Raw genomic sequence first — 17473 nt, 5'->3', positions numbered from 1 at the left:
AGCTACTTCTTTTAGAATTGCACTGAACTATCGTTGATCACATAGGTATTCTTTTTGAAATGCCGGATCGAAGCCCATGCCTGTGCCTACACAGGTACCCTCTCTGTGCCAGTGTGGGTAGGCTCATATACAAGTCATCCAGGCAGAGCGTTTTTGGCTGTGGCCTGTTTCGGGCCAATGTGCCATCCTTCAGGCGGAATTCTTTGGTCAGGATATAATCGATATAATTGGCAATTGCCGGTTTCATATCCAGAGGCAATGTTCTTCCATGCGGTGCCTTAATCATCGCGGCGCACATGCATCCAGCGTTATCCAAAGCATGCGGATGCATGACCGAATATACCGGAGACCAGTATCCGGGCTGAGCGGATTTGAGCTTCCGGAAGTAGGGTAATACTTTACAGATAAATTCCAGCCGGTCGAGCGTATATGCCGCATAACGAGAATCTCCGACCACCTCTGAAGCCAGCAGCATGGCACCGTAGGTAATACCCGACTCATAGCTGATCAGCTGAAAATCGCCTTTTTCATGCCCATCTATCTTAGATCGATATAAAGATCTGTATGAAAGAAACTCCTTTGATTGCGCAGATAAAATCGCAAAGAAATACCTTATCATTCGCATAGAAAATATCAAGCAAGCTAATACTGGACTTTTACTAGGATATGGAATGGCAAGAAATTTCAGGAAGACACTATCTCATAAAGTGTATATTAACGCAGTATTCATTAGCCAACTCCTATCCTTTGTTAGTATATTCACCTTCCACATAACCATTATTTACATATCTAGATGTATCGTTTGTATGCCAGGCATAAACACCAGAAATCATAACACCCAAATCATGCACATAATTAGACACAAGTTCCTGATATTCACCAAAGAAAGACATTTTTCTTTGAAGCAATTCAAATTCATTTAAGTAAGCATCATGCATATCAAGCGCTCGCATATAAGCCTCTTTCAATGATATATTATTTTCTTGTTGTAGTACCTTTACAAGATTCATAGTATCTCCCTCGCGACTCAATTCCTTTGGTAGAGAAATAATATCATTATGGATACCGATCATTAAAGATGAAAGAGTATAAAGACGCCTAATAAAAGGATGATCAAATATTTCATCTGGTAGTTTTCGATAGTCTTTTTGCAAAGCAACATAATCACAATAAGGTTTTACGCCACTAGTTTCTGCACGAATCAAGAGATAAACAGATAGCGGAGGTACTGTATTTGTCCTGTAATAAACTTTTTCTTCAGCATAACCTATAAATACATCTTTCATTGATTTTATAAACCTATTGTATATATTCTCAGGAATTGCACACCTTACAGCATCTTGTCTTAACTGCCAAAATAAATGGAAGATACCAGGCTCTTCCGGTTCCCTGGAAACGCTACCCGATACTAGTGCCATTATTTTATCCATAATTATGTACATTTCTTCACGTGAGCAACGGTCAAAATAATCATCCATCATGGCTCCATTTGCAGTATAATTTGCCAAAGGCCGCAACTCAACAAGTGATTTTAAAAATGGACATCCTCTTGCTGCAATATCAGTCAGGTTATGCTTTTTATGTTTCTCTCGTGCTTCTTTACTGTGGATGATATATTCAGTATCTATCCATTTATAGTATTCTTCGCGCTGCACTTGAAAATCAGGATGAATAAAATCAGGAAAAGGATAAGAAGGTTTTGGCAAATGTAACAAGTTTGAAAAAAATTGCTCATCTGTAATTGATGCTTTCATAATATTGTCTTCTGGTTAAACAAATTTAGCAAAAACTCAGATTTTACAAAATATTATCTTAAACAGTTATAGATCACAAAAGAATACAACTATGTTAATAAAAAAATAAATTATTATTAATAATACAAGATAACTACATTATTATAGATTATTAAATTTACATGGCTATAACATATTAAAACGAACCGAATAATATGGGGTGATCTTAGTTTAGGAGCCCTTTGCTTCTTACCTTTTCACAAAAGGATGTTCAGGCCGAAACGAACTCCCCAGCTAACTAAAAAACATAGATATATTTACTGATTTTTACCTTTTATTCTGGAAGCTCAGGCATAGCAATCCGACGTTGTGTCGGTGTACTTATAGCCTGTAGAAAAGCTATCACAGCATCAACTTCCTGTCGCGATAAATTCAATTTTTTTAATAATGGTGAATGTATAGGTCTTGTCTTTTCATCAATTTTCACATGCCTTTGTATAGGCGCCGGATTGCCCAGATTATAGAGTTCGACCACATCACGCAACGTTGGAAAGTTACCATGATGCATCCAGGGTCCTGTGAGGCCTGTATTTCGAAGCGATGGTGTACGGAATGCGCCAATGTCTTTTTGATCTCCTGTAAGATGATAGTGGCCAAAATCCTGCTGTTTGGTTCCGTACAGTGTCTGTCCGTCATTATGAAATAGATTGTCCGAGAACAAAGGGGTATTGTGGCAATTTATACAACGTGCCTTTGTACGAAACAAATGCAGGCCGGTAAGTTCCTGATCATTCAGCGCATCGGCCTGCCCTTGCACAAATCGGTCAAATTTTGTCGGATAGCTTACGATACCGCGTTCAAAGGTGGCAAGCGCCTGTTGTATTCGGAGCAGCGTAATCTGTTTATCACCAAAAGCCTGTTCGAAATATGCCACATAGCCGGGCACAGCTTTTACATGTGCTATCAAAGTATCCAAAGACGTATTCATCTCCAAATGGTCCTGTGTCGGCAACAAGACCTGATCTTCCAGGCTCTTAGCACGGCCGTCCCACATAAAATATTTGTAAAATGCGACATTGTACAGTGTCATCGCATTTCTTTTTCCCTCTCGCCTTCCATGACCGTGAGCCAGACTCTTTCCATCTCCAAATCCCAATTGCGGGTCATGACAGCTTGCGCAGGAGATTTGCTTCGATGCCGAAAGTCTGGGGTCAAAAAACAATAGCTTTCCGAGCAACGATTTTTCTTTGCTATAAAGATTATCTGCCGGATAGCTTACCTCGGGCAATACTCCGATATCCATAAAACCAGGTCTCACAGCGGAGTCGATATATGGTTTGGGCCATAGTTCCTGATTTCCGCTACTGTAGCGTTTGCGCAATGCCTGTAGTTCTTCCTGCTCGTCAGTACGGTTTGCAAATGCAGAAATCAACAAAGGTGCTATAAAGATGGCGATAACAATTAGTGTATTCTTCTTCATCAAGGTCAGCCTCTTAAAATCCATATGCTACCATTAAATTCATTTGTTTCCGGGTTGTCCCTAGAGGGGCAAGATTGGTGCGATCCAGATCAGATAAACGCTCCGCTTTTTGATAACAATAATCTGCTACCAGATGAATGAAATTTCCCTTTCTTAAACGTTGTTTGAAACCCAATTTCACTTTGCCACCATATAAATTTGCGCGATTATAAATAACATCATGATAAAACACATATTGATGGAATACATTTTCATTGATTAGTGGTAGCGACCAGGATGTACCTATATTTTGGCGAAGGGAACCTGTGAGACCAAATTCTATTTCTTGATTCGCAGCGGTTATATAGGTCCACGCTCCTTTGAGTTGATAGTTTAAATGCTCGTAATCCAGATTTGTCCCGGTGCCGCCATCCCTTCTGATTTCATTCAATATACTAATTTTCGCGCCGTAATAGTGTCGCCACCTTTTCTTGGCCAGCATATAAGATAAATTCAATGCTCCATTATCATTCTGATAAACATAATTCTGTGCATTTCCACTTTCTTTTACCTGGTCCTTTCCACGTGTACTGGACCAATCAAGCGATGCCATATAAGAATGAATTCCTTTTGACAGCTGCCATACTAAATTGTAGTCTAATCGATTTAAATTATACTGACTGAGTTCATGGATGCGAGACTCATTGCGCAGTGTTTGTCGATACTTCTGTTCTTCACGCAAATAAGCTGCATTGGCATAAAAGTCACCTATTGAAGAATTCCATGAGAAGTAAACCTTACCACCAAAGCGCTTCATGTCATTCTGATAGAACATCTTCTGCTCCAGGAGCCAGTCGCTGACCTTCCAACCGTATCCTCTGATAATATAATTCATGTAGGGCGATTCCACAGCGCTTGTGGCCGAATTTCCATTTTTATAAGCGATTTCAAAGTCCTCCTGCCCATAACCATACCTCCCTTCGACACCCATATCAACGTTTTTGACTACACGCATGCTACCGCCCACCGTACCGTTAAGTTGTGCTACGCGGATGCTACCTCTCGGGTCATTATTGCTAAAATGATTTGCTACCTGGTAATCGAATCCCCCAAAGACAGCGTATTTTCTGTCTGCAAAATATCGTTGACCCCGCGTCTGGATACGATAGGTTGTTCGTTCATAATGATTGTAACCGTAGGAACCAAAATACCAGGGGGAAGAAGTGTTTTCTCTGGTCTGATGGGCAAACCTTGTACTATCCTCGACAGATCGCGTATAATTGAAACGCCCCCACAAGCGTACATCTTTAATAGTAACAGCTCCTTCCGAACTAAAATTCAGCGTATTTACCTGCTGTGCGTCCTGGGCGCGGTGATAATCGCCCGAGGTGGAATTATATCGCATACGAATCAAACTGTAGCGCTGCGGCACCTTCTTTTCCAGCCACATCGGATTATCGACAGCATACTGCCTTAAGCGCAATTGCATACTGTCCTGGTCAATATATTGAATATAGGATATGGTATCTTGTCTTGCTATCGCTTTGACCGGAAGCTGGGACAACGCCCCGACAAATAGGCATAAGGTAATTTGAATATAATTTTTCATTTTTCTTCGCTTAATCAATAAATCCCTTTGGAATTGCCTTCATTGACACAAAATCGTCACTTGAGTTATTAGAATCCTCCAGTATTCTTCTTCCATTGATAATCTCTTTTGTTTTCCTATTAACTGAATTTGAGGAACGCGCACCTCCGTCTACAGCGATAGATCCGGCATCGATTTTTGCCGTAAATCGTTTCGGATATTGTGTAGAGGTTGAGGACTGAATTTCCACGCCATCCAAAATATTAGCGATTGGAATCTGAAGGTAATCTGTGCCCAAATTCTCCCGTCCATCGGCATATGGCGGCATATAGCCCTTCCAGCTGAGTACCGGCCCCATGTTCTGATCACGGAAAATGATCCAGCTGCGTTGGCCCGCTTGGTTCATAATCATGTCAGCACCATTACCGCGGTTGATCAGCCGGATATTGGGAACATTTGGATTATCGATGTCAGATGCCAAAGGTTTGGTACTTCCGAGATAGGGTACATAATAAGCTTCAAAATCTGCCTTGCTGAGGTCAATGGTGAGGTTCGGATTTTTTACGGAGATCGCAACCCCATCAGCTCCGATATAAGGCGACTGATGGTTAGCTGCTGTTGAGGCAACAACAATACTCTCGCCCGGCAGAATCGGATATTCTTTTCCACTGCCTGGAAGCTGTATGATCAAATGAGCGTAGACATAATCACTGTTGGCATCAATATCCTGTGGCATACGATACGACTTACTCCAATCATACTGTCCACTATTGGGCTGGTATACATAGGTCGTACTTGCATTTGTAGTACCAAAAGCTTCGGCTATATAGAGACTGTCTGCATAGCGGACCTCATCGGAATTGTTATATATTTCGATAAATTGATCCCTAAAACTAGCGCCTTGATTGGCGTCTGAACCTGCGTAATAAATCTGTTTGATCACCAAGCCCTCCTCATTACTATTACCGGTCAGGAGAGAAAGATCCCAATGTGTCTCCGCCGACCCTTTTACGACTTCGATCCGGCGTATCACCGAACTAAAAGTGACCTCATTGTCTTCACGCTGCCCTGTTAACTGGTTGAATTCTGCAGCACTGAATTTTTTCACGACCTGAACATTATACGTATTAGGCGCCAGATCCACGAACTCAATTACACCATTTTCATCAGATTTTACCGTCAACAACAGTTTGCCTTTCAAGGTATAAAGATTTAAAGTAATATCATCCAACGGTAATTTATTGGCATAGGTTTCACTTTCGTAAGACGTACTCAACGAGATGTCTACCGATCCATTTTCGGCATAGCTATCTTTTTGACAACCGCTAAAAAGATAGCTGGAGCCAAAGATTAAAAGTATAAGTTTAATGATGATTTTCATGGCATTATAATTTAAGTCTGAGTTGCGCACCATAAGTCGGTTTACCATTCGGAATGATCATGGAATTATCAGAACGTTTGTACTGCGGACGATAATTAAATACGTTATAGACATGGAAAGCCAAGCTTAGCCGTTTGCTGATTTCCTTCGATACATTTAAGTGGAAATTTGTATAGACAGCAGGCTGGTTCTGATTATTGATTTCTTCTATTGGCCTTAGTGTATGGGCATAATTGACATTGTCGCGATCAAAATTGACTATGGCATGATAGGTTCCATCCTGCGTATAATAACCGATAGGAATACCGTCGGACGCATCGGTATCCGTTTTATTCATGAGGTTAAGTTCGGTCGTGAAATTGATCAACAGTTTAGCCTTAGGAATATGCGTACTTGAAGTAATTGCCGCATTGCTTACCGTAGTCGTCCTGCGCTGTGTGGGATATATTGCAGATTCTGCACGATTGGGATTGTCCGTGTTATTCGTAAATGTCGCCATGTTCTGCAAGGGTCTATAGGTTGATTGGGTCACTCCAGCCCTTAGATTAAATGAGGTAGCGATCGCCATCCATTTTGGGGTAGATAGCATGAATTCGATCCCCTGCGTTCTTTTGTCGCCAGCATTCATAAATTCATAGCGCGATAGCCTATATTGTTTTCTCCCCTCAATAATATAGGGCACTTCCGCATTGGGATCCGGATTATCGTCGTATTTGTCCAGCAGGATTTTCTCAAAACTGTTAACAGTAACGACATCTCTGTAATTCCTTTTATGATAAAGGTTCATCCCCAATTTAAAATCTTTATATTCATAGGTGGCTGAAAATTCAAGCTGTTCGGACAACGAAGGCTTAAGCTTGCTGTTATCCGGTGTAAATTTATCTACATACATTAGGTAGAGACTATTTGCCTCATCGACACTTCCCCCATTAAAGGCGGTATGCTGAAATAAGGGAATCTCATAAAATACCGGTCCTGGATACAATTGCGCCAAGGCGGGGGCCTTGCTGGCCCAGCCATACGCTACCCCCACTGTCAGCGCTGGGGTAATGGCATAGTTAATATTCGTACGTGGTGAAAATGTAAGATATTTTTCAAATTTGTCCAACCGTGTACCAATACGTACGTTCAGGTCACGCTCAGCAATTTCCGCCGTAAAAAGGTCCTCCGCATAAAATCCCAGCTGTTTTTGTCCATGAATACGCGAGACATCATAATAGCGTTCTTTGCGAAGATCAGCATTTGCTGCGATGGTATTATTGCGTGGTCTGGATGGGTCCACAATCTGTCCTTTTCCTATATTTTTTGAGTAATTGAAAAATGACCCAAAATTCACTTGATGCAGTAGAACGCCCGTCTGAAATGTACCCGTCAGATCCAGGCGTGCCGTTAAATCGATGGGCTTACCCTCAATATTGGTTACAGCTTGATAGATCCCGCTTGCATATTGGCCTTGATGAATGCCCGTCTCGGTGGCATCTGAGTAGATAATATAAGTACCGTTGACGTCCTGTTCCTTGTATGTATTCTGATAAGTTTCGCTATAACGGACATTCAACCCGATATTGGAAAGAAAACCTCGGTCAATCCGATAATTGGCGCGGCTTCCGATAGCGAAATTATATGATTTGAAGCGCATGACCGCAGCCGTTGGATCATCGCTATCACGACGGACTTTATCCATGTTGCGGCCATAATCTAAGGATAAAGTATTGGTGAAAGCTTTTTCTTTTCCGGCGAAAGTGCTCCACATGATATTTCCGCCAACACGATCGTAGGATTTCATCTTATCCCTGTTGTCTTCAAAGGAGCGCGTGAAATTTCCACCAATGGTGATCGCACCAAACTTACGGGTATCAATACCTTTACTCATTCCGTAAACGGTTGCATTATCGCGGAGTTGAACATTAAAATTGAGCGGAGTTTTTCCTGCAATACGATTGATGATAATCGCACCATTTGTCATATCCCCATACTTCACCGAAGGTACGCCGGCAGCAATTTCTATACTTTCGATATTGTCTGTGGCAATCTGGCGGAGATCGATACCTCCAAAAGTATAGTCGCCAGTATAATTATCCGTGGCGGCATCACTGCCACTAAGCGCAGATATCTTGCCACTGACATAGGAATTACCCATACCGTAGATTCCCGCATTTAAGGTCTGCATATTGGCGTTGTTGGACAATGCGATACCATCCATAATCAGCGCTACACCAAAAGAATTATTGAGTGCAAATGGATCTTTGTTGGAAAAAGAATTTGTGCCCAATGTTGCGCTTCTCAAATTAGCTTGCTGGACCTGTTGTAAAGAGGGCGCGGCAATCTTTTGTCCAGGAATAAGGCTCAATAAGTCATTAATACTTAATGCACCCGACTGTTCGATCACTTCGCGGTTGATATAAAGTGAGCTGTTGCTTTCCAGTCGTCTGTTAATGCGGGGAGTGACGGCTATTTCTTCCAGGCCCACACTCAACGTTGGTAATGTGATGTCGGCAATAGTATTATTTGCTCCATTTAAAACAGTTGTCATGGAGGATCCTTGTCTTCCGATCATGGAAAACTGCAAATTTGCGGACTTCAGCCGATGGGCCGGAAACTGGAATTTAAAAGAGCCATTATTATCCGTAAAATAATACTGGTTAAGTTCTTTAAGATGCACGGTTACCAATGGTATTCCTTTTCCATTCTCATCGACAACTCTACCTAATAAAACAGCCCAGGAAGTCTTACTGATCAGAATATTCTTACCTGAGACCTGCAATTTGAGATAAGTCAACTGTTCCAGCTGATTTAAAACCTGCGGAAGGGCTCCATTTACCTCGATATTGATACGACGCTCCACATTGATCTGAGACTCGTCATAGAGAAAACTGTAACCCGATTTTTCTTCGATCTGCTTCAGAACAGACCTCAGTGGTTGATTTTTGCTTTCAATCTTCAGTTGTTGCGCGTCCACGGCTAAGACCTGAAAAGAAAGAAGTACACCAAGAAGCAGGGCTCTTCTATGGATGGATTTAGAAGACATAGATATATGATGTTATTTTTTGCGAACGATAAGTGTATTGGATTCGATGCTGAACCGATAGCCTGTTGTCAAGGAAAGCTTTTCAAGCACCATTTCCAACGGCTCATGCCCTATGGTCCCCGAATACATCAGTTCGATATCCGGCCGGTCGGGCACGATGATACCATATTTTCGGTTTAGCTGTCGGGCTATTTCTTGGTAAGTAGCCTTCTCAAAATGCAGGACACCCGCCATAATTTCCTTTTCTTTAGCTGCTTCAAATGATTCAACACTAAAGATCGCTTTGTTTTTATGATACACAATTGCCTGCCCCGGAATGAGCTGTAGTCTCTTTGTTCCGTTTGAAACTTCTACTTTTCCAGTAAACAATGCTATTTTTGACAGTTTATCGTTTTCAAAGGCGTGTACATTAAAAGAAGTTCCCAACACTTTGATTTCAAGTTCACCTGTTTGAATAATAAAAGGCTTACGGGCGTTATGTGCGACCTCAAAATAGCCTTCACCATTGAGGCTTACGACCCGTTTATCGCCATTGAAATTCTTCGGATATCGCAGTGTAGACGTTGGGCCGAGCTTCACTTTGGTACTATCGCTCAAAAGGACATTCATATACTTACCGGTCGGTACCAATTGGCTAACAAATTCAGTTTGAGTGGCATTTTCCGCTAGCGGCAACTGTTGTTTTAAGAACAGAAAACCCATGGATACGAATAGGAGACTCGCAGCGGTATAGCCAATCCACCTGTAATTCCGTAAACGATATACGGGAGTGTCATTTTTATGGATAAAGGCCTGAAGTCGGGCACGTTCCTCCGCTATCTCGGTCTGACCTGGACCGGCCTGCAGCAGTGAGACTAATCCTTTCGCATCTTTTACAAGTTGCCGGTGCTGCGGATTCGCCTCAACCCATTGTTTCCAATATTCCATATCCTCAAGCCTGGCTTGTAGACAATAATTGATAAAGGATTCATCACAGATCAGTTTTTCCAAAGTAGGTTGTTCCATTGCTCGATATTACGTTTATACAATAGTGCAGTAAAGGGTCTTTTTTTACCTATTTTTATTTGGAAAAATTTAAAACAACAACAATAATAACTGATAGTGAGCCCTTTAATTTTTTGATCGCTTCATAAACAACGTTATAAACTGTTCTCAGTGCAGCATTTTCCATGTCCGCGATTTCCTCATAACTCTTATTATGAAAAAACTTTAGCTCTATATAACGCTGCTGTTTTTTCGTCAGGTTGTCCATTGCAGCGCGCAGCGCCTGATCTCGTTCCAATGTTTCTTCAATTGCGATTTTTTGCGATTCGATCGAATCCTCCGTCGGTGTGTGCAACAGGTCTTCCAGTGGTATTTTTTGGTAAGCACGCTGTTTGTAGATCACGCGTTTTAGCCATACAAAAAGGTAATATTTTGGATCTGTAGTTAGTATGGGTAATTTTTCCCGTTTTTCCCATAGGTCACAGAATACGATATGGATGGATTCTTTTACAACTTCACGGTCAGCATTGATTTTCAATCCGTAGCGGAACAGGGCTGTATATAACGAGTCGTATAAGGCCAAAAAACTGTTGCTATCGCCGGTTTTAATCGAGTTCCATGTTTGTATTGCATCCAAGTGCACAAAATAAACAATTATTTAGATCTATTCCAAATAATATTAAACCTTTAATACTCCATCTTTTTCACCTCGAATATGACCTCTCCAAAAGAACTGGATTATTTAAAAGACACCATCACTACCCAACGATTCATAAATCTCATCTTGCGAATTGTAATTCCATTCATAAACAAACACAAACCTCTGTATATTTAAAATTAAATTAAAGATAACTATGTTAAGCAAATACCAATTCAGTAAAAATCCACTGCATTATATTTATGCCCTGATCTGGTTGGCTGTGTTCGCTACTTTTGCTTTTTATCTTTTCACAGGGGAGATGTTCAGGCCGGAAAACGGCAAGATCCATATTGTAACAATTCTTATCGCTTGGGTTGCGCAATATCTTGGTCTTACACTGACATGCCTGATCATCCTATTTTTGGGAGTATACAAAGCATTGCAAACTGTTTTAGACAAGAAAGAAATTGAATCTTAATTAGTTGATACGCGTGATCAAAAATACTAAAGGCAAACTTTCTCTTCAGGAAGTCACCGTTACCATTTGGTAAGACATACGGTCATTAAACTTTTTTGTGATTATTTGCGTTCCCGTTTTTTTTCCAAAAACTTCTGAAGTAAATATGTTGTATGTCAAAATTGGGATTGTCTTAAAAAAATTTATATATCGTCATGGCGGTTTCCGAATCGCCCAACACATAGGCGACTGTAAACAATCATTTCGCGGTATTTTATCAAGTGCATCCCCTTTTCGGGTTAAAAGGAATACCTGATGATCTAGCCGCTAGACGTACAGAGGAAAAAAGTCTAGCAATTTTTGAAATAAAACCAAGCTTATAATAGACTTAAAATTGGCGTTGAACAATACTCATCCTGCATTAAAGATTAATGTAGACGGCCAAAAAGTTATCCAACATGTATTTGATCATGAGTATTCAATTGATACAAATGTAGTGACACAATTACAAAAACAGTTGCTCAAAAATATGATTAGTGAAATCAAATTGATGATTTAATCCTTTAAAGAAAGTGTTTTAATTAATAGGTGTATTGTAAAAAAATACTTTAGAAAACTCAGTATTTAGAAGAAGCTGGATCGAATAGATTTATTATGCCCATAGGTCAATAGATCGATAAAACCAACGAACGCCATTGACATGATTGTTAAAGCTGAGAGATATCATGGAACTTAGCGAAAGAAAAAAATCCACATGGCTTTGCATCAATAGTTAACACACAATACCAGCTATACTAATTAGAAATTTACACATCAAAAATTCTGATAAAAATCCCTTTGTAAATCCATCAGATAATACTAACGCCATTTATACAGCAGATTTTTAAGAATTTTAACCAAAATAGATCTAAAAACTTTCGTTTTCAAAGTAAAAACAAGCCAAAAACCTTAAAAAAAACAACACAAATCAATTTTTAACAATTTTTACACATAAAATTTTTTTTATCACAAAAAAAATCATTTATCATCTATGAATAACAACAAAACAAACACAAAAACAAAAAAAATAAAATAACAAAAACATGTTTTATACAATATTATTATTAAATTTGATACAAATAATTACATAATAACATGATAAATATCATATTATTATGCTAAAAGTCGAGTTTTTTTTAAAAAAAACCATTTACTCTAAATAAAAAAGATAACACACTATGTTTTTATTAAAAAAATAAGATAAAAACATTTTTATAGAATTTATTTCAACAAAAACCAACTATACACAAATAAAAAAAACAATAAAAATGAAAATTTAGCTAATTATTTCAATCATCAACCCATAAACTTATTAAATCATGAACCTACAAGATCAACCTCTTAACAAGCTCCGTATCTTTTCTTTTAAGGGGGTACAGATGCGTACCTTTCACATCACATGGATCACCTTTTTCTTTTGTTTCTTTGGCTGGTTTGGTATTGCCCCACTTATGCCACTGGTGCGAGAGGAACTCGGATTGACTAAAAATGAAATCGGAAATATCATTATTGCATCTGTTTCAGCAACCATTATCGCACGATTATTTGTCGGGAAGATGTGTGATACACTGGGGCCACGGATTTCATACACAATCCTCCTAGTTGCAGGCTCCATCCCTGTTTTACTAATTGGATTAAGTAATAGTTACGAGTCATTTTTGTTATTCCGTTTTTTCATCGGTATTATCGGTGCATCTTTTGTGATTACGCAATTTCACACGTCAATGATGTTTGCGCCCAACATTATTGGTACGGCAAATGCTGTTACGGGAGGCTGGGGCAATCTTGGCGGCGGGGTCACCAACCTGGTGATGCCGCTTATTGCTGCAGCGTTCGTTGGCATGGGCTTCGTTAGTCAATCTGATTCTTGGCGGATTGCCATGGTTGTTCCGGGTACTATCCTACTCATTATGGCATATATCTATTATAAGTACACACAAGATACACCACAAGGTAATTTCAATAAACTATCCGCAGGTCAGGCAACAAACAAAAAGAAAAATGGTTCTTTTTTGCTCGCATTAAAGGACTATCGCGTCTGGATCCTCACACTCGCCTATGCAGCTTGTTTCGGAATAGAGATCACAGTAGACAACGTCGCTGCTACATTCTTCATGGATCGTTTTGATACAGGGATTATCTTGGCTGGAGCTCTGGCTAGTATCTTTGGCGGCATGAACCTATTCGCCCGTGCACTTGGCGGACTCGTAAGTGATAAAGTAGGACGAAGTTACGGTATTAAAGGTAAAGGCTTGATTTTGGGCATACTGTTGCTTCTTGAAGGAATTGGTATCAGCCTGTTCGCCACTTCCAATACCTTACTTCTTGCTATAATTACGATGTTGCTCTTTGCACTCTTCCTTAAGATGGCGAACGGCTGTACGTATGGTATAGTTCCATTCATTAACAAGGATAACATTGGCAGTGTGAGTGGAATCGTCGGTGCCGGAGGAAATATAGGAGCCATGTTAGTCGGATTTCTTTTCAAATCTGAAACGCTTAGTTACGCTGATGCTTTTAAGTACATTGGTATCGGTGTTTTTGTCATAGGCCTCACTGTCCTCTTCGTTCGCTTTCACCCCCGAACTGAAACTGTCGTTCAGAATGTGTCATTAGAAGTGTAAAATTAGCATCCTTCCCCTATGAATAAAGAGTCGAACAGTGTGTATAAAAGTACCTGCTGCTACTGTGGTGTAGGTTGTGGGGTGAAGATATCGGTCGAGAAAAATCAGCTGATTTCCGTTACCGGTGATACCGAACACCCTGTCAATCAAGGCAAATTATGTAGCAAAGGCATGAACCTGCAATATACAGTCAACGATCGCTCAGACAGGCTCCTCTATCCGCAGATGCGCCATCACAGATCCAGTCCGCTTCAACGCGTTTCATGGGATGAGGCGTTGGATCGTGCTGAAGCCGTCTTTCGTACATTGATTGCAAAATATGGCCCTGACACGGTGGCATTTTATGCTTCCGGACAATGCCTTACGGAGGAGTATTATATCCTCAATAAACTGGTCAAGGGATTTATTGGCACAAATAATATTGATACCAACTCTCGTCTTTGTATGAGCAGTGCTGTTGCTGCTTACAAAAAAACGCTGGGAGAAGATAGCGTGCCGATATGTTACGATGATATCGAGCTTGCTGATTGCTTTCTGGTTGAAGGAGCCAATCCCGCTTGGTGCCATCCGATCCTTTGGCGACGTATTGAGGCGCACAAGGCTAAAAATCCAAGAACCAAAATTATTGTTGTAGACCCTCGTATTACGGATACCTGTGCATTGGCTGATCTGCATTTGCAGATTAATCCGGGAACGGACATCGTACTCAATTATGCGCTAGGAAGATTGCTTATCGAACAGGGAGATATAGATCTTGGTTTTATAAACGATCATACCGAAGGTTATGAAGTGTACAAAGAGCGGGTGTTCGAACGCACTTTATTGGAATCTGCTGTAATATGCGGTGTCCCAGCAGAGGATATTGAGCGTGCAGCCAGCTATATTGGTGAATCTAAAGGCTTTTTGAGTTTGTGGACAATGGGCCTGAATCAGAGTGTGGTAGGTGTTAACAAAAACCTGAGCCTAATTGATCTCAACCTGATCACAGGGAAAATTGGGAAGCCGGGAAGTGGTCCTTTTTCACTAACCGGGCAGCCCAATGCTATGGGAGGCAGAGAAGTTGGCGGACTTGCCAATCTCCTGCCCGCTCACCGTGATATAGATAATAAAAAACATCGCGATGAACTTCAACAGTTCTGGTCTGGCACTACTCTGAGCGGCAAACCGGGGCTAACAGCCACCGAAATGTTCGAGGCATTAGCCGACGGGCGATTGAAAGCAATTTGGATTATTTGCACCAATCCCCTCACCAGCCTTCCCAATGCACGGCTTGTGGAAAAAGCATTGCAAATGGCTAAATTCGTCGTCGTTCAGGAGATATCAAATAAGCCCCAGACACTGGACTTTGCAGATATTATTCTTCCCGCAGCTGGATGGGCCGAAAAAGAAGGCACAATGACGAATTCAGAACGCAGGATCAGTCACCTGCATAAGGCTATTCCCCCCCCGGGCGAAGCTCTTCCTGATGCAGAAATCTTTTCACGATTTGCACAGAAAATGGGTTTTAAAGGTTTTTCATATCCTACACCTGAGGATATCTATAAAGAACATGCACAGTTAACCTCTGGGACAAGTATTGACATTTCCGGCTTAGATTATACACTTATTGACAGCCTGCAAACCGTACAATGGCCTTTTGATCTGAAAAAGAAACAAGGAACAACACGTCTTTTTCAAGACAAAGAATTTCTTACTCCGAGCGGTCGTGCACAATTACATAGCCCTCCTGATCAGCATTACAGCGAACTGCCTGACCAAAATTTTCCGCTTATCCTGACAACAGGACGAATCCGTGACCAATGGCATACGATGTCGAAAACAGGCAAGGTAAGTAAGCTTAATCAGCATATCCAGGCTGCATTTTTGGAAGTTCACCCAAACGATGCAGCAACGCTGAACTTGGCTGACGGACAATTGGCAAATGTTTATTCCATAAGAGGGGAAGTTCGTGTCAGGACACGGGTTAGTAAGACGATTAAGCCCGGAGTGGTTTTTCTGCCGATGCATTGGGGCAAGCTATTGGGGTCTGATCTTCATAGAGCCAATAACCTGACCAACGATTTAGTGGATCCTATTTCCAAGGAACCTGACTTTAAATTTTGTGCTGTACGTGTTGAAGCCCATGTGAAGAAGAAAGAACGTATTGTTATTATTGGTGCTGGTGCTGGAGCACATGGCTTTGTTCGTTCCTTTCGGGAGTTAAACAAGACCGATGAAATTGTCATTTTTAGCAATGAGGATCTGCCCTTCTATAATCGTGTTATGTTACCACATTATGTGAGCGGAGAACTTAAATGGGAGCAATTGGTCAAGATGAAAGATGCCGAGGAGCCCATACTGGATATAAAACATATACGTGGTGTGCAGGTTAACACAATTGACCGAGACAATAAGTGCATCTGGGATTCCAGGGGAATTAAAACACAGTATGATGTCTTGATTCTTGCGACAGGCAGCCGCCCCAGTCTGCCAAAGCATGTACCGCAATTGCCCGGTATTTTTACAATGCGCCGTCGTACGGATGCCGATCTTTTGAAACGGTACCTTCCCGAACAGGCGCATGTCGTTATCGTGGGCGGAGGTCTATTGGGGCTTGAAATGGCAGCTTCACTCCGTGAGAATGGAACGAAAATCACCATTGTGCAACGCGTTTCGCGTTTTCTGAACCGGCAGCTTGATTCTCTGGGAAGCCAATTGCTTCATGAACAAATGGTAGATCTCGGTTGTGATATATTCTACAATGATGAAGTTCAGCTATACTGTGGCCGAAATAAGCTAACAAAGATCGAATTAAAAAGCGGAAGACAGATAAAATGCGATGCTGTTATCTTGGCAATTGGCACTACTCCCAATATTGAGTTGGCTAAAGAGGCTAATCTCATATGCCAGCGTGGCGTGGTTGTGGATCATCATATGCAAACCAGTGACTCTGCAATCTATGCTATTGGTGAGATTGCTGAATTTGAGGGAACACTCTATGGTATTACTGCAGCGGCCGAAGAACAGGCAGCTATTGTAGCCCATTACCATCAAGGTGATATCAGCAGCCATTACAAGGGAAGCCTGTTTATGAATATTATCAAAATACAAGGTTTTGACCTCTGTAGCATTGGTTTGACGGAAGCGCCAAATGAAGACTATGAAGAGATTATTTTTATCGACAAGGCTAAGCGTTATTATAAAAAATGTATTATCTATCAGGATAGACTTGTCGGTGCCATTTTAATTGGAGACAAAAATGAATTTCTCGAATTTAAAAACTTGATAGCAAACAAGATTGAATTAAGCGAGAAACGTCTGCAGTTGCTACGAGGTGGTGCCGCAAAAGAAGATGTCATTGGTCGTTTGGTATGTTCATGCAGTCAGGTTGGAGAAGGAAACCTACAGCGACGTATGAGCGATGGATGTATCGATCTTCAGGAGTTATGTACATTGACTGGTGCGGGAACGGGTTGTGGATCTTGTAAACCCGAGGTTAAGCGCATTCTGGAAAACTATAGAATAGAAAAGGATCAGGAGATAAAATCCTATACAAAGTAA

Annotated in this window: 11 protein-coding genes; 3 read left to right on the top strand and 8 right to left on the bottom strand. The window is 41.0% G+C overall.

All coding sequences use genetic code 11. The features are described from left to right. Positions 1-37: 37 nt before the first annotated feature. The 8 genes from ABTV71_RS06995 to ABTV71_RS06960 form a co-directional block, all read right to left on the bottom strand. A complete protein-coding gene (locus ABTV71_RS06995) occupies positions 38-619 on the bottom strand; it encodes a glycoside hydrolase family 88 protein (protein ID WP_433902647.1) in 582 nt (193 codons plus the stop codon). A gap of 121 nt (positions 620-740) precedes the next feature. After that, positions 741-1754, bottom strand: coding sequence for a terpene synthase family protein (locus ABTV71_RS06990; protein WP_121125744.1), 1014 nt, complete (start codon positions 1752-1754; stop codon positions 741-743). Positions 1755-2067: 313 nt separating this feature from the next. Continuing rightward, positions 2068-3213, bottom strand: coding sequence for a cytochrome-c peroxidase (locus ABTV71_RS06985; protein ID WP_433902646.1), 1146 nt, complete (start codon positions 3211-3213; stop codon positions 2068-2070). Between the two features lie 13 nt (positions 3214-3226). Further along, positions 3227-4801: a DUF6850 family outer membrane beta-barrel protein gene (locus tag ABTV71_RS06980; RefSeq protein ID WP_433902645.1), complete on the bottom strand. Its 1575-nt coding sequence runs from the start codon at positions 4799-4801 to the stop codon at positions 3227-3229. Between the two features lie 10 nt (positions 4802-4811). After that, positions 4812-6161 carry a DUF4876 domain-containing protein gene (locus tag ABTV71_RS06975; protein ID WP_433902644.1) on the bottom strand — a complete coding sequence of 450 codons (1350 nt, stop codon included), beginning with the start codon at positions 6159-6161 and terminating at the stop codon, positions 4812-4814. 4 nt (positions 6162-6165) lie between these two features. Continuing rightward, complete coding sequence (locus ABTV71_RS06970; protein WP_433902643.1) at positions 6166-9189, bottom strand: TonB-dependent receptor domain-containing protein; 3024 nt, start codon at positions 9187-9189, stop codon at positions 6166-6168. Positions 9190-9201: 12 nt separating this feature from the next. Then, positions 9202-10194, bottom strand: coding sequence for a FecR family protein (locus ABTV71_RS06965; protein ID WP_433902642.1), 993 nt, complete (start codon positions 10192-10194; stop codon positions 9202-9204). 55 nt (positions 10195-10249) lie between these two features. Further along, positions 10250-10810, bottom strand: a complete 561-nt coding sequence (locus ABTV71_RS06960) for an RNA polymerase sigma factor (protein ID WP_433902641.1) — start codon at positions 10808-10810, stop codon at positions 10250-10252. A gap of 217 nt (positions 10811-11027) precedes the next feature. On the opposite strand from ABTV71_RS06960, the gene ABTV71_RS06955 reads away from it, so the two are divergent. The 3 genes from ABTV71_RS06955 to ABTV71_RS06945 all read left to right on the top strand — a co-directional run bounded on the left by ABTV71_RS06955 (position 11028) and on the right by ABTV71_RS06945 (position 17473). After that, entirely contained in the window at positions 11028-11291 is a 264-nt protein-coding gene (locus tag ABTV71_RS06955; RefSeq protein WP_433902640.1) for a hypothetical protein, read from the top strand. Between the two features lie 1337 nt (positions 11292-12628). Further along, positions 12629-13933, top strand: coding sequence for an MFS transporter (locus ABTV71_RS06950; RefSeq protein WP_433902639.1), 1305 nt, complete (start codon positions 12629-12631; stop codon positions 13931-13933). A gap of 18 nt (positions 13934-13951) precedes the next feature. Next, positions 13952-17473 carry a molybdopterin-dependent oxidoreductase gene (locus tag ABTV71_RS06945; RefSeq protein ID WP_433902638.1) on the top strand — a complete coding sequence of 1174 codons (3522 nt, stop codon included), beginning with the start codon at positions 13952-13954 and terminating at the stop codon, positions 17471-17473.

This window comes from Sphingobacterium puteale, from assembly GCF_050986225.1.
GTDB lineage: Bacteria > Bacteroidota > Bacteroidia > Sphingobacteriales > Sphingobacteriaceae > Sphingobacterium > Sphingobacterium puteale.
Note: the sequence above shows the minus strand (reverse complement) of the source record. Positions and strands in the feature narration are given on the sequence as shown.

Excerpts from the sequence above, each read along its gene's own strand:
- ABTV71_RS06995 (WP_433902647.1), bottom strand. The coding sequence starts at position 619 with ATGATAAGGTATTTCTTTGCGATTTTATCTGCGCAATCAAAGGAGTTT.
- ABTV71_RS06990 (WP_121125744.1), bottom strand. The coding sequence starts at position 1,754 with ATGAAAGCATCAATTACAGATGAGCAATTTTTTTCAAACTTGTTACAT.
- ABTV71_RS06985 (WP_433902646.1), bottom strand. The coding sequence starts at position 3,213 with ATGAAGAAGAATACACTAATTGTTATCGCCATCTTTATAGCACCTTTG.
- ABTV71_RS06980 (WP_433902645.1), bottom strand. The coding sequence starts at position 4,801 with ATGAAAAATTATATTCAAATTACCTTATGCCTATTTGTCGGGGCGTTG.
- ABTV71_RS06975 (WP_433902644.1), bottom strand. The coding sequence starts at position 6,161 with ATGAAAATCATCATTAAACTTATACTTTTAATCTTTGGCTCCAGCTAT.
- ABTV71_RS06970 (WP_433902643.1), bottom strand. The coding sequence starts at position 9,189 with ATGTCTTCTAAATCCATCCATAGAAGAGCCCTGCTTCTTGGTGTACTT.
- ABTV71_RS06965 (WP_433902642.1), bottom strand. The coding sequence starts at position 10,194 with ATGGAACAACCTACTTTGGAAAAACTGATCTGTGATGAATCCTTTATC.
- ABTV71_RS06955 (WP_433902640.1), top strand. The coding sequence starts at position 11,028 with ATGTTAAGCAAATACCAATTCAGTAAAAATCCACTGCATTATATTTAT.
- ABTV71_RS06950 (WP_433902639.1), top strand. The coding sequence starts at position 12,629 with ATGAACCTACAAGATCAACCTCTTAACAAGCTCCGTATCTTTTCTTTT.
- ABTV71_RS06945 (WP_433902638.1), top strand. The coding sequence starts at position 13,952 with ATGAATAAAGAGTCGAACAGTGTGTATAAAAGTACCTGCTGCTACTGT.